Origin of the sequence: Geobacillus sp. PK12 (assembly GCF_004123125.1) — a bacterium.
In the GTDB taxonomy this organism is placed as follows: Bacteria; Bacillota; Bacilli; order Bacillales; family Anoxybacillaceae; genus Geobacillus; species Geobacillus zalihae.
In genome coordinates this window covers 255,944-269,571 of the sequence record NZ_SDKL01000002.1, presented here as the reverse complement: position 1 = coordinate 269,571, position 13,628 = coordinate 255,944, and the positions used below count along the sequence as shown (strand labels likewise).

The window sequence follows — 13,628 nt, the reverse complement described above, 5'->3', positions numbered from 1 at the left end:
CTTGGCGAGCCAAGGGTGCCTCTCATTTTTCGTTTCGCTCCGGGTGTGGCATGATGGCATTTTCTTGCCTCAGTGTGCGGAAAAACCAGCTGTCCGGCCGTTCGTCCTCATCTGCCTTGCCCGTTTTTTCGCTCCATGGCGATTGCAGCAGCTGGCGGCGGAGCTCGTCATTTTCCTTCTCCAGCTGTTTGAGCTGCTCGTAGCGCTTGGCGCTTTGGTAAGCCAGCTCCTTTAACACAATGTTTTCGGCTTCCACCTCTTTCAGACGGCGCTCCAGTTCCGCCATTCGCTCAGCAAGCCGCTGTTCACCCGTGCTCCTTCTCTTTTCGTTCATCGCCCCATGTTTATTTTTCATCATTCGACATCTCCCCCTTTGATTCATCGCTGGCTGCGCCCACCAACCAAAAATCCGCATCTGTCCCAACACATTTACCTAATCCGTTCCATAGTATACAGTAGTCCCAAACCACCAAGCGTTGGGGAACAACTGAACGATAGGAGGAACGAAGAAAAATGAGTCATCATCACCGTCGCGATACAGAAAGAGTATGCATCAGAACGCGCAAAATTTACGACTGGGTGACGCGCCAAGTCGATGTGCCATTGCGCAGCTTCAGCGGCGAGGATTTGGAAGCACTTTTCCCGCTGGATCACTGCCGGCGGGAAGGAACGATTTGCGACTTTTTGGGAGCGCAACATACAAACCCGCAACACTTGACGATCCGCTGCTTCCTGACAGACGCCGACGGAAACCCGATCGACTCGGTCGTTGACCAGGACGCATTGATTTGCCAGGAAATTACGCAGCCAAACGGCCGGCAGTCCGTAAACGTCACCCTTCCTTCTGGGGAAACGGTGACGCTGCAAAAAGTCAAAGCGCTCATCAAAGGGCATGTCGTCGTGCAAATTGTCAGCCCAGCCGGCACGGTCATTTTCCAATCGAAACCAATTCCGTTCGCTACAGCACAAACGTTCATCTTGTGCGCCCCAGAAGGCACGCAGCTCAACTGCCATATTTCGTTCTTCGAATGCGACACGAGCCTAGTCTGCACAGACAACTTTGCACAACTTGATGTTTCCATCACCTTATGCCTTGAAGTCCAAGTGGAAGCTGATGTCAAAATCGAAGTCGAAGCTCGTTTCTGCCAACCGCGCGAAGAATTGGCCGAAGCCGTGCTTTGCCCGACAACCAAATTCCCGCCGCAATGCCCGGACGTATTCCCGGCCATGTAGCGTCCTGCACCGTTCAGGCTGTTGTTCCAACAACAGCCTTTTTTATATGGCATGCACCCGCAATGGATACATAAGATGAGAATGGAAGGGGTGGAAACCGTATGAAAAACAAAAACGACCAACATCTCCGTCTGCAGCAGCAAATCATCCACTACCGGTCAGAAGCAGCCTCATGCCGGCAACAAGTGCAGCAACTGGAGGCCGAGTTGGCCAAGGAAAAAATGCGCAGCGCCTATTTGAAAGAGAAGCTGCGTGAAGCAGAAACAACCAACGTTGAAACGTACAAGAAAAAAATCGCCGCCTTGGAACGCCAGCTTCTGTTGTGTGAAATTGCACTGGAAGAAACGCGATATAACACCTCAAAAGAGACACAGACACCAGCGTTTGAACGAGCTGCTGCCGTGTCAGCGTTGTTTCACTATTCTGTCGTCGTTCCGACGCATCTTGATGAGGAGGAGCTGACCATCATCGGCGATTTCATCATTCGCAATCACGGAACAGCGCCGCTTCACCATTTGATTGTCTGTCTCCGCCTTTCGCCTCCAAAAACGGCGGTGCTCAGCGGGAAAATTGTTTTGCCAAACAGCGGACGGGCCGAGCAGGAAACGCTGATCTCCAATAGCGCGGAAAGCTGGATGTTCACCCACGAAAACTGGCGGGAAAAAGTGCGGCAAAGCGGGGAATACTGGCTTGCCCCGCTTTATGACGCCCCGCTTGAACCAAGCGAGGAGCGGCGCTTTTCCCAGTTCGAAATCACTGTTCCCCCGTCCAGCAATGCCCGCTCATTGACGGTTGATGGATTCGTGTATTGCGCAGAACTGCCAAAGGGCGTTCCTGCCGCCAACCATATTGCCATTCAATGGTGACCCGCTCGTTTTCCGCCTTCATGCCGACCAGCGGCGCACCTGCTGTTTGGGCCGGCCGTTTTGAGCCGGCTCCGCTATTTCCTATTTCAAACAATAGCAGTTGGACGTTTCCTTCCATCAACGTCATCCCGACAAGCTGCGCGGCTGTTTTTGCATCACCGGCTGACGACGGCTTGACGACTTCCATCCACACCGCCGGCCATTCCTTCAGCGAACGTTGCCCAACCAGCATCACCGGTTCGCTGTCCATTTTTTGACCAAAACGACGCCCGCCGGCATCCCTCATTGGCTGTGTCATGACCTCAATAGCCGCCTTTCTCCTTACGACAACCATTTACTAACGATCGTCTCCATGATCGCCGCCCCGCCGGCAATCGCTAGAAGCATAATGAGCGGCTCAAAAACATTCGGCCAAAGCATTAGGCCAATATAACAAAACGCCGCACACCAGATCCCCGTGCACCAGTAGCAGCTCAGCAGTTCGCCAAACCAGCGACGCAGCCCGCCTCCCTTGAAAGAAAGAAACACTTGTTTGCTTCCGTCCGGAAGCTCCTGCTCCGTCCATTCGTGAAAGGGACGGCGAATCCAGGCGGTGATCGCGTCATATACGATGAGCCGTGTCAGGCGAAAGCTGGCTAAACAAAGAAGGACAAATGAAAACGGATCGTCCATGCTCCCCTCCCCTTTCCATGATTATGACCGCAAAAAACCGATTGCCTTCTGTCGTTCCCATTTGGCAGCTAGCGAATTCTCTTTGGTACAGACGTTTACCCAAACGCTCTCCTACGCCAATCATATGATGGAGTATAGGTTTTTAACACAAGAGACTAGAAAGGAGGCGACGCGATGTACCATGTCTTTTTCAACCGACGCCCAACCCGCCCCCGCCTTCCCCGTGCTCTTTACGAACAGCTGGCCGCGCTTCCACTCAACACTGAGGTTAACGTGCACACCACCAACGAGACGCATTACAATGCGCTTTTTCTCGGCTTCGAGCCGCGGACGAACAGCGTCTCGCTATTGGTTGACCGCTTTTATAAAGAGGGGGGGCGCTCGCTTACGATCGATGCTGCCACGATCACCTCAATCGATCTCCCTGCCTCCATGAGGCCAGCTCCATCCGCCGACACAGATGAAGAGGAAGAATAGCTAGAAAAGAAGGCACAGCCGGCTGACGCCAACCAGCGCGGTCGGCGCTTATTTTTTTGGCGGCGCCGTTTTCTCATTGACTAGTGCGCTTGTCTATACATTCGCTTCTCGTATTACATACACTTTTACTAATCGACAATAGATGCTAGGAGGAACTGATCTTGGCTTCGAAACGATCTCGCTTGTTGTTTGACATTTTAAGCAGTTACGACCTGACTGGAACTGAAGTCGATATCATGAAGGAACTGAAAAACGACAAAGTATGGCTTGTGCGAAACAAAAAAACGAGGGAACGGTACGTGCTGAAACGGCTGAGCGAAGACAAAACGAATTTTCCGATTTTGCTTCATTCAAAGCTGTACCAAGAAGGATTTCATGTCCCAAAAATCTTCCAAACGAAAACAGACCAATATTACATCCACCGAAAAGGCCATTACTACTATTTGATGGACTACATCGTCCCAAGCGGAACGAAGCCCTCTTTCCAACAACGGATCGAAGGGCTCGCCCGCTTTCATGCTCACAGTCTGTTTGCCGATTGGATCGGCCCCTGCCCTTCATCGTTTCCGGAGCCAAAAGACGTGCTGAGCGCACATCGGCAAAAAGCAGCACAGTTAGAGGAGCAGGCAAAGGCCATCGATCATGGTGACACTCTTTCTCATATAATGGAACAGATGGCTGGAATCGCGAATCAAAGTTATGCATGGCTTGAAAAAAGCAATCTAGCTGATTTTTGCCGCACAGCGAAAGAACGAAAGGCCATTTGCCACGGGGATTACAACAGCAACAACCTTTTATTGGCGGAAAACCACGAAGTCATGATGATTGACTTTGACCGCGCCTACTATGGCCTCCCGCTTGATGATTTTCGCTTTCTGCTTGTTTCATTGATGAAAAACCCGAAAAACGATGCGGTAAAACGAACGAAGCTGCTATTTGACCTTTATTTCTCCATTTGCCCGCTGTACGCTCCGTACAAGAGCGTCTATGTCGCTGATGCTATGTTTCCTCACGTGTTTTACAGCGAAGCGGTCGGCCGTGAAAAACAAAAGCAAGCGTTGCACAGCCCATCGTCCTTGGACTTGCTCACCCGCCTCGCCGAACAGGAAACAAAAAAATTCGCATTCTTGTCCGATTTTTTCAAAAGCGAGGGATAGAGAAAAATGAAACAAACGATCGCCCACTTTCTTCATGAAAAAATGAAAATCAATCAACGTTTTATTTACAACCAAATGGTTCATTTAAAAAAATACCGCCCGATCATGATCGGGTCATTCGCTGATGACGGCATCCATCCGTTTCCTCTCATCAACTATTACCGCCTCAACGACATCGACGATTTCGGCCGCTTCGCCAAAGAACAAAATATTGTCGCCATTCACGCTCACCATGGAAAGCATGCCGTCGAAATTCTTCCGCTTTGCATCGCCCATCGCATTCCGCTTGTCGTCAGCATCCGCGGCCGCGATGGATCGGCGAAGCATCAAAGTTTGCGGCGCAATCAAAAACGGTACCATTTGCTCAAACAGCATGGGGCGCTCTTTCTTCCTGTCTGCCGCTACCTTGCCAATGAACTGATCACGCTAGGCTTTCCGCCGAAAAAAATTCAAGTTCTCTACGGCGGCATCGAGCTCGATTTATTTCCGTACCGGGAACGGACGATTCCTGCAAACGGAGACATCATCATTCTCTCGATCGGCCGGCTCGTCGAGAAAAAAGGGTTTTTAACGCTCGTGCGCGCCTTTTGGCGCGTGCATGCAGTTCATCCGCGCTGCCGCCTCCGCATCATCGGCAGCGGCAAAGAGGAAGAAAACATCCGCCGGCTTGTCAGCGAGCTGAAGCTCGATCCGTTTGTCGACCTGCTGGGTGCCATGGATGCCGCTTCAATCGCCCGCGAAATGGAACGCGCCCATCTATTTTGCTTGGCGAGCGAGACCGCTTCTGATGGAGACATCGAAGGCATCCCCAACGTGTTGAAAGAGGCGATGGCAAGCGGGCTGCCGGTCGTCTCAACGAATCACGCCGGCATCCCCGAATTGATCGAACACAAACGCACCGGCTATCTCGCACCAGAAAGAGACGATCTTGAGCTAGCGAACGGCATTCGGTTTTTTCTGGAACATCCGGAACGAATTCCATCCTTCACGAAAAAAGCGCGCAAAGTGATTGAACAGCGGTTTGATATCACGAAACAAATCAAGGTGCAGGAGCGGCTGTATGATGAATTCATCAAAAAAACCAGGTAACTGTCACCTGGTTTTTTTTGATGCTCAATTCTTCCCCTTTCCTTTCCAAACAGTAGAAAGGTTGTCCGACGAAAATAGGCCGCACCATTTCCAGCGTTTTAGGCGCTTGCCATGTAGCAAACCACACTTGTCCGTTAATACGCTATAAAAGCCGGAGATTTCACGAAGGAGGCCTATTAGCATGAACATCTGCATCATTGGCGCTGGCTACGTCGGACTAACCACCGCTGCCGTCCTTGCTGAACTTGGGCATGAAGTGCATTGCATTGATCATGATGAACGGAAAATCCGCCTGCTCAATAACGGGGAAGTTCCGTTTTATGAGCCAGGGCTCGAAGAATTGATTGCCAAAAATGATAATTATTTGACGTTCAGCGGCCGCTGGGATGATATCAAACGGGCGGCCGTCGTTGTCATTTGTGTCGGCACCCCGCCGCGGCCCGACGGCGGCACCGACTTGCGCTATATTGAAGCGGTGCTCGACCGCTTGGCAACAACGATCAAATCGTACAAAACGATCGTCACGAAAAGCACCGTCCCTCCGGGGACGAATGAATGGATGCGTGCCGAGCTCATCCGCAAAGGAGTGAAACCGCAGTTGTTCCGCATCGTATCCAACCCAGAGTTTTTGCGGGAAGGGTCGGCTGTCTACGATATGTTTCACCCAGACAAAATCGTCGTCGGACTCGAACCGGATGATGACCAATCGCTTGCCGTCATGCAGGCGGTGTATGCCGGCATCAATGCCCCTTACCTCACAACAAGCCTGACCGGCGCGGAACTGATCAAATACGCCGCCAACGCGTTTTTGGCGACCAAAATTTCCTTTATTAACGAAATGGCGCGCATCTGTGACGCGTTTGCCGTCGATGTCAATGACATCGCCCGCGGGATCGGCCTCGACCCGCGCATCGGCCCGCATTTTTTGCGGGCCGGCCTCGGCTATGGAGGATCTTGCTTTCCAAAAGATATCAAAGCGCTCGAACATGCGGCGCGCTCGCGCCAAGTGGAGCCGCATTTGCTGAAGGCGGTGCAGACCATCAACGCCACCCAGCTTGACGTTTGCTTCCAAAAACTCAATGAGCAACTTGCCCCATTGACGGACAAAAAGATCGCCGTGCTTGGCATCTCCTTCAAGCCGAATACAGACGATACGCGTTTTTCCCCCGCTGAAGCGCTCATCCGCCGATTGAGTGAAAACGGCTGTACGGTTGCCGCCTACGACCCGAAGGCAACGCTCTCGGAGCCGCTCACCCGCGTCACACAAGTCCAGTCGGTGCACGAAGCGATCCAAGGGGCGGATGGCTTGGTCATCGCCACCGATTGGGACGAATTCCGCACGCTTGACTGGGGGCAAGTGAAAGCGGCGATGAATGGGACGCTCGTGTTTGACGGTCGAAACTGTTTGGATCGCCATGCAGTCGAACAAAGCGGTTTGCGCTACATGGGGGTGGGGCGCCCGTGAACATTCTCGTCACCGGTGCGGCCGGATTTATCGGCTCCCATTTATGCGAAAAACTGCTGGAAAACGACGAGCATCATGTGATTGGCGTCGACGGCTTTCTCGGACCGACGCCGTCGCCGCTAAAAGCGAAGAACATTGCCCATTTGCAGTCTCATCCACGGTTTACCTTTCTTGAGCTGGATTTGTTGACAGCCGATTTGCCGTCCTTGCTGCAAAACGTCGAAGCGGTCTACCACTTAGCCGGCATGCCCGGTGTGCGAACGAGCTGGGGGACGGAGTTTGCCGCCTATGCTGCACACAACATTTCCACTACCCAGCGGTTGCTTGAGGCATGCAAAGACCGGCCACTCAAACGGTTCATCTACGCTTCGACCTCATCCGTCTACGGCGAGCGGAGCGGCCCGTTGTCGGAAACGCTTGAACCGGCCCCGCTCTCCCCATATGGCATTACGAAGCTCACCGGCGAACATTTATGCCGCGTCTATTTTCGCGAGTTCGCCGTACCGATCGTCATTTTGCGCTATTTCACCGTCTATGGCCCGCGCCAGCGCCCGGACATGTCGTTTCACCGCTTCATCCGCCAGCTGCTCGCTGGACAACCGCTCACCGTGTTCGGCGACGGAACACAATCGCGCGATTTCACCTATATTTCTGACTGCGTTGATGGAACGATCGCCGCGCTCGAGTGGGATGGCGTCATTGGAGAAACGATCAATATCGGCGGAAAAGAACGAGCATCGGTCAATGAGGTGATCCGTCTGCTGGAAACGCTGACGGGAAAACAAGCGATCATTCAGTATACCCCCTCCGCCCGCGGAGAGCCGAAACAAACGTGGGCCGACTTGGCAAAAGCGGAGCGGCTGCTCGGGTACAAGCCGGTTGTAACGCTTGAGGGCGGCCTACAAAAAGAGATCGAATACATCCGTTCGCTGTATGAGGGTGAGCATTTATGAAAATCGCCTATGTCTGCACGGAAAAGCTGCCCGCCCCGGCAGTGCGGGGCGGGGCCATTCAAATGATGATCGATGGGATTGCTCCATTGATCGCCCGACGCCACGAACTGACGATTTTTTCAATCGCTGATCCGCTTTTGCCGCCTGAAGAGACAGACGGAGACATCCGCTACATCCGTTTTCCAAAAGCCACGTATGAAACGGATGTGGCACGTGCGTTGGCCGCGCACAAATTCGATGTCGTCCACGTCTTCAATCGTCCTATTCCGCTCATCGATTACCAAGCGGCGGCTCCGCAAAGCGCCTTTGTGCTAAGCCTGCATAACGACATGTTTTCCCCGCTGAAAATTACAGCAGAACAGGCGAAGCGGGCGCTAGACGCCTGCACCTTGCTGACCGCCGTCAGTGAATACATCAAACGGACGGTGACAAACCGTTACCCAATCGATCCTCAGAAAGTAAAAGTCGTTTATTCCGGAGTCGATGCTTCCCAATACATCCCCGTCTGGACGGAAGAAGGCAGGCGCATCCGCCAAGCGGAACGCGAAGCGTACGGACTCACCGATAAAAAAGTCGTTCTCTTTCTCGGCCGACTCAGCAAAACAAAAGGACCGCATTTGCTGATTCAATGCCTGCCATCCCTTTTGATCCGCCATCCCGAGGCAGCGCTTGTCATCGTCGGCGGAAAATGGTTCGGCGACACCGGCCGAAGCGAATACATCGACTGGCTTCATGAGCTCGCGGCGCCGATGGCCGATCGCGTTCTGTTTACGAATTACGTTCCGCACAGTCATATCCCCAAACTGCTCTTAATGGCCGATGTGTTTGTATGCAGCTCGCAATGGCACGAGCCGCTCGCCCGCGTTCATTACGAAGCGATGGCCGCCGGCATTCCGGTCGTGACAACCAACCGCGGCGGCAACACCGAAATCGTCCGCCACGGCGAAACCGGCTTTGTCATCGATGACTACCAAAACCCGCACGCTTTTTTTGAAGCGATTGATTACATGCTTGTGAACAAACATGAAGCGGAAACCATGGCGAAAAAGGCAAGAACGCTCGTTGAACAGCAATTTCAATTCCACCATGTGGCCAAGCGGTTTGAAACGGTTTATATCGAAGCATGTTCCTCTCTTTCCCCAAACCAATAAGGGCTGTCTAAGAGAAATGTTTTCGGGACAGCCTTTTTCTCTTTCTCCGATGAAATCAACCATGCCGCTCCTTGTGCATCTATCCCCACTCGTCACACTTTCGCCGCCCCCCAGTTCGTCAAACTGCAGAGGCTTCGGGAAATATCCTCTATTTAATGAGCTTACCCAGTCCAATTTCGTTCTCCATACATATCCTAGTAGCAATCACACATATTTCACTTCGTCCATTCCCAAATACCTGACAGGAGGGATAGCATGAAAGACATCGTTATTGAACCATGGCTCGTCGATGAAACGACCCATGAATTTTTTATCCCTGAGTATATCATCCAGCTGGCAGAGGAAGTGCTGAAAAACTACGATTTATCCGTTCAAAACATGCAAATCGTTACGACAAAACCGGACAAGGGAGGAGCGATTTGGAAGCTCGAAACGAAATCAGGCCCGAAAAGTTTGAAGCTGCTGCACCGGAGGCCGACAAGGAGCCTATTCAGCCTAGGAGCACAAGAATATTTAGTGGAAGTGCGCAAGGCAAGAGTGCCGCCAATTGTAAAAACAAAGGATGGAAAAAGTTATGTCGAGGCAGGAGGAAAACTATGGTTTGTGGCGGAATGGATTGAACCGTTGACGCCAGTTGCAAAGGATTTGGAAGGAGCAAGAAAGCTTTGTTATGCCCTTGGTGAATTCCATCGGCTAAGCAAAGGGTATGTCCCCCCAAAACAGGCGGAAATGGCTTCGCGGCTGCACAAATGGCCAAAAAACTATGAAAAAATGATTACGAAAATGAGCTGGTTTCGGAACATTGCCAAATACTACCCTGAAATGCCGGCAAGCCCACCATTATTAGAGGTAGTTGACCGATTTGAAGAACAGGCGCGAAAAGGCATGGAACGATTCCTGCAATCCAGCTATGTTGAATTCGTCAAGCAAGGAACGGCTCATTGGGGGTTGGTTCACCAAGACTACGGTTGGTCCAACGGCCAAATGGGCGCGGACGGAATGTGGATTATTGATCTCGACGGAGTTGCCTTTGACCTTCCGATTCGTGATTTACGAAAACTCATTAGCGGCACAATGGCGGATTTATACAAATGGGATGCAACATGGGTGCGGGAAATGATTCTAGCGTACCACGAAGCAAATCCAATCACACCTGAATTATACGAGCTTTTGATGATTGACTTGGCCATGCCAAACGAATTTTATAAAAATATGAAAGAAGTCGTCTATGAACCGGAAATTTTTCTCAATGAACAAACAGCACAGTTAATTCAAACGATTGTCGAAACCGACCAGTCAAAGTGGCCTGTATTGGCAGAAATCGAAAATGACTGGAAAGGAGTGGGATAAATATGAGGATTTTGATGGTTTGCACAGAAAAACTCCCCGTTCCCCCTGTGCTCGGCGGGGCGATCCAAACGTATATTGCCGGCATTCTCCCACATGTAAGCCGCTTCCATGATATCACCATTTTGGGCATCAGCGATTCATCGCTACCCGAAGAGGAAACGATCAACGGGGTTCATTACGTGCGCGTACCGGGCAAAGTATTTGAAATATACCGGGAAAACGTTGTTCGTTATGTGGAAGCGAACGAGTTCGATCTCATCCATATCTTTAACCGCCCCCGCCTTGTTCTGCCCATCCGGCAGGCAGCGCCCGACGCCAAAATGACGTTAAGTATGCACAATGATATGTTTCAACCGGAAAAAATCGATCCAGAAGAAGCAACGGCGGCCATCGCAGAAGTGGCCTACATCGTAACAGTGAGCGATTATATTGGCAATGTCATCCGCAGTCTATATCCGCAGGCATCGCCAAAATTGCGCACGATTTATTCTGGAGTAGACAGCGAACGATTTTTGCCGGGAAATCATCCAAAAATGCAGAAAATACGCAACGACATTCGGCGGGCGCATGGGTTGGAAAACAAAACGGTCATTTTGTTCGCCGGAAGGCTGTCTCGCAATAAAGGGGTCGATAAACTCATTCTAGCATTGCCGGAGCTGGCAAAAAAATTTAAAAACTTAGCCCTGGTGATTGTCGGGAGCAACTGGTTTAGCGAAAATGACATTACTGATTATGTCGCATATGTAAGAGCACTGGCGAAACGAATGCCTGTCCCCGTTGTCACGACAGGCTTTGTCCCACCGAATGAAATCCAAAATTGGTTTGCGGCGGCTGATTTGTTTGTATGCACCTCGCAATGGCAGGAACCGTTGGCGCGCGTCCACTATGAGGCCATGGCAGCAGGCCTTCCGATCGTAACGACCGCGAGAGGCGGCAATCCGGAAGTCATTTTCGCCAATGAAAACGGCCTTATCGTAGAAAATCCGGAGGACCCAAGTGATTTTGCCAACAAGATTGCCCAAATATTATCGGATCAATCATTGATGAGAAGAATGGGAGAAAAAGGCCGGCAGCTTGCGATTTCGATCTATCATTGGGAGCGAGTCGCTTCCGAGTTATTGGAAGTTTGGGAGCAGGCGGAGAAAACAGAACAAGCTGTAGTGAGTGAAGAACAAGCAGCCGGCATGACAATAGAACCGCTGAAAGAAGATGCAACAGAACAACGGAACCGGCCAACCCCTAAAGCGGATGCAAAAGAAAAAGTCCACTCGAAAAAGAACGCGGCAGCGTCATCCGACAAAACGAAAAAGGGAAAAACCAAAAAAGAGCGTGCCATATCAATGGAAGACCATCAACAAACAGCCAAACAAAAAGAAGCTGCGGCAGAGCGAACTGAACTCGCGAAAAGCGCCCCAGCTCCTAAACAGCCCCAAACCGGCCGCCACATAAAACCTTTTACCATTGCAAGCGGCAACCAACAAACGCTGGACGCGTCGCCTAAAACGCATTTGAACCGCAAATTGGCTCAAGCGAAACATGACACCAAACATTTTACGATTGCAAGCTCACACTAACACGAATCGAAAATCGCCAACGAAGAAAATGACGGACATCCAAAATAAAAATGAGAATACACTCCCACAGCAAATGAAGGAAACAAACCCTCATCATCCTTTCCTGGCGCCGCAACGCATTCAGGCAAAGATGCGTTTCAACGCAAGGAAATGCGTTACTGCACAAACCCGATCATCGTCACCGCGAGAAGCTGCGCGCGCCCGATGACCGTTTCGTTTCCCTGTTCATCGGCGATCGTCAACTCGGTCGCCGTGCACTTCTTTAATATGCCTTCATAGCTCTTATCCTTCATGACAAATTGGCATTTCAGCGGCGGCAAATGGCCGGGCAGCTCCGCCAAAAAGGCCAGCCGCTCGTCGAGCGCCATCGCTTGGAATTCTTTTTTGGCAAAAAATTCAGTCGGTTCCTCCTCGCCGCCTCGTTCATCGTTGGAATTTCCTTCCTCTTCCTGTTGCGTTCGGCTAGTCCACATAAACGTTTCTTGCATATGCGCCGCCGCCCGCATCGCTTTTGGCTGCACAATGTAAAGCAACGGCTCCGTCTCCACAACGTTTTGTTTCCGCACGTCGATCCCCCTTTTCCATGCTTGCCTTACCTTATATATGTATGCCCGTGATCTCAATAATTGCCCAAGTCAAGCAAAAAACAGCCGCTCCATCAACAGGAACGGCTGCTCGCACGTTTTTAATATCCTAAAATGTGGTATCCCGAGTCGACGTGAATAATTTCCCCGGTGATGCCGCGCGACAAGTCGCTGAACAAAAACAGCGCCGCATCGCCGACTTCTTCTTGGGTCGTCGTCCGGCGGAGCGGAGCGCGTTCTTCGATTTGCTTTAAAATCGAGTTGAAATCGCTCACCCCTTTGGCCGACAGTGTGCGAATCGGTCCAGCGGAAATGGCATTGACGCGGATGCCGTATTTGCCTAAATCGTTCGCCAAATATTTCACGCTCGCATCAAGCGACGCTTTCGCCACACCCATAATGTTGTAGTTTTGCACGACGCGCTCGCCGCCTAAGTACGTGAGGGTGACGATGCTGCCGCCTTCCGTCATCAGCTCTTTCGCCTCGCGCGCAACCGCGGTGAGCGAATATGCGCTGATATTGTGGGCGAGCAAAAAGCCTTCGCGGCTTACGTTCATATACTCACCGCTCAAGTCTTCTTTATTGGCATAGGCGATGCAATGAGCGACGCCATGGATGACGCCGACTTGTTGTTTGATTTGCGCGAAACATTGAACGATGTCTTCATCTTTTGCCACATCGCATGGCAGCAGAAGCGAACGTTCGTCCCCAAGCGTATCCACAAGCGCCCGCACCTCTTTTTCAAACCGCTCTCCGGCATACGTAAACACCAACCGAGCGCCGGCAGCGTGAAGCGAACGAGCGATGCCCCAGGCGATGCTTCGTTTGTTCGCCACCCCCATCACGACATATGTACGTCCTTCCAACGATAAGACCATTCGTTCATCCTCCCAATTATCATTTATTCTTAGCACCAGGTGTTAATTCTATTATAGGCGATGCGGCGGCCGATGTAAATGCACGCTTCCCTTTTGCCTTCCGATTCCTTCATGCTGGCGGCGGTTTTTCCCACTTTGCAAAACCGGCGCGATTCGCTAATATGGTATATGGCACATTT

Annotated in this window: 15 protein-coding genes; 10 read left to right on the top strand and 5 right to left on the bottom strand. The window is 51.5% G+C overall.

Annotated elements, in window-relative coordinates; all coding sequences use genetic code 11:
* Positions 1-22: 22 nt before the first annotated feature.
* On the bottom strand, positions 23-358 hold the full coding sequence (locus ETR37_RS01785; RefSeq protein WP_033005012.1) for a spore coat protein regulator YlbO: 336 nt from the start codon (positions 356-358) through the stop codon (positions 23-25).
* 155 nt (positions 359-513) lie between these two features.
* Between ETR37_RS01785 and ETR37_RS01780 the strand changes: the two genes are divergently transcribed.
* On the top strand, positions 514-1,233 hold the full coding sequence (locus tag ETR37_RS01780) for a BMQ_0737 family morphogenetic spore coat protein (protein WP_020754297.1): 720 nt from the start codon (positions 514-516) through the stop codon (positions 1,231-1,233).
* A gap of 101 nt (positions 1,234-1,334) precedes the next feature.
* The gene (locus ETR37_RS01775; protein ID WP_020754296.1) at positions 1,335-2,099 is read left to right on the top strand and encodes a hypothetical protein; all 765 of its coding nucleotides are present in this window, start codon (positions 1,335-1,337) and stop codon (positions 2,097-2,099) included.
* Here ETR37_RS01775 and ETR37_RS01770 read toward each other — a convergent pair.
* Both ETR37_RS01770 and ETR37_RS01765 read right to left on the bottom strand, forming a co-directional pair.
* Positions 1,987-2,397 (bottom strand): hypothetical protein, encoded by a 411-nt coding sequence (locus tag ETR37_RS01770; RefSeq protein ID WP_081212798.1) that lies wholly within the window; start codon positions 2,395-2,397, stop codon positions 1,987-1,989. The two genes, ETR37_RS01775 and ETR37_RS01770, sit on opposite strands and share 113 nt — an antisense overlap.
* Before the next feature lie 23 nt (positions 2,398-2,420).
* A complete protein-coding gene (locus tag ETR37_RS01765) occupies positions 2,421-2,771 on the bottom strand; it encodes a DUF1360 domain-containing protein (protein WP_011230345.1) in 351 nt (116 codons plus the stop codon).
* A 174-nt stretch (positions 2,772-2,945) separates the two neighbouring features.
* On the opposite strand from ETR37_RS01765, the gene ETR37_RS01760 reads away from it, so the two are divergent.
* The 8 genes from ETR37_RS01760 (at position 2,946) to ETR37_RS01725 (ending at position 11,987) form a co-directional block, all read left to right on the top strand.
* Positions 2,946-3,248: a hypothetical protein gene (locus ETR37_RS01760; protein ID WP_011230344.1), complete on the top strand. Its 303-nt coding sequence runs from the start codon at positions 2,946-2,948 to the stop codon at positions 3,246-3,248.
* Between the two features lie 161 nt (positions 3,249-3,409).
* Positions 3,410-4,405, top strand: a complete 996-nt coding sequence (locus tag ETR37_RS01755) for an aminoglycoside phosphotransferase family protein (RefSeq protein ID WP_129446826.1) — start codon at positions 3,410-3,412, stop codon at positions 4,403-4,405.
* Positions 4,406-4,411: 6 nt separating this feature from the next.
* Entirely contained in the window at positions 4,412-5,494 is a 1,083-nt protein-coding gene (locus ETR37_RS01750) for a glycosyltransferase (protein WP_020753820.1), read from the top strand.
* Between the two features lie 181 nt (positions 5,495-5,675).
* Positions 5,676-6,959, top strand: coding sequence for a UDP-glucose dehydrogenase family protein (locus ETR37_RS01745; protein WP_011230341.1), 1,284 nt, complete (start codon positions 5,676-5,678; stop codon positions 6,957-6,959).
* On the top strand, positions 6,956-7,912 hold the full coding sequence (locus tag ETR37_RS01740) for an NAD-dependent epimerase/dehydratase family protein (protein WP_020753824.1): 957 nt from the start codon (positions 6,956-6,958) through the stop codon (positions 7,910-7,912). Before ETR37_RS01745 ends, ETR37_RS01740 begins: the two co-directional genes overlap by 4 nt.
* Complete coding sequence (locus tag ETR37_RS01735) at positions 7,909-9,063, top strand: glycosyltransferase family 4 protein (protein ID WP_020753825.1); 1,155 nt, start codon at positions 7,909-7,911, stop codon at positions 9,061-9,063. Before ETR37_RS01740 ends, ETR37_RS01735 begins: the two co-directional genes overlap by 4 nt.
* A gap of 255 nt (positions 9,064-9,318) precedes the next feature.
* Entirely contained in the window at positions 9,319-10,413 is a 1,095-nt protein-coding gene (locus ETR37_RS01730) for a CotS family spore coat protein (RefSeq protein ID WP_020753826.1), read from the top strand.
* A 2-nt stretch (positions 10,414-10,415) separates the two neighbouring features.
* Positions 10,416-11,987: a glycosyltransferase family 4 protein gene (locus ETR37_RS01725; protein WP_020753827.1), complete on the top strand. Its 1,572-nt coding sequence runs from the start codon at positions 10,416-10,418 to the stop codon at positions 11,985-11,987.
* 155 nt (positions 11,988-12,142) lie between these two features.
* On the opposite strand, the gene ETR37_RS01720 is transcribed toward ETR37_RS01725, so the two are convergent.
* Both ETR37_RS01720 and fabI read right to left on the bottom strand, forming a co-directional pair.
* The gene (locus ETR37_RS01720; protein WP_011230336.1) at positions 12,143-12,553 is read right to left on the bottom strand and encodes a CotO family spore coat protein; all 411 of its coding nucleotides are present in this window, start codon (positions 12,551-12,553) and stop codon (positions 12,143-12,145) included.
* 119 nt (positions 12,554-12,672) lie between these two features.
* A complete protein-coding gene (gene fabI / locus ETR37_RS01715) occupies positions 12,673-13,449 on the bottom strand; it encodes an enoyl-ACP reductase FabI (protein WP_015374168.1) in 777 nt (258 codons plus the stop codon).
* Positions 13,450-13,628: the final 179 nt, after the last annotated feature.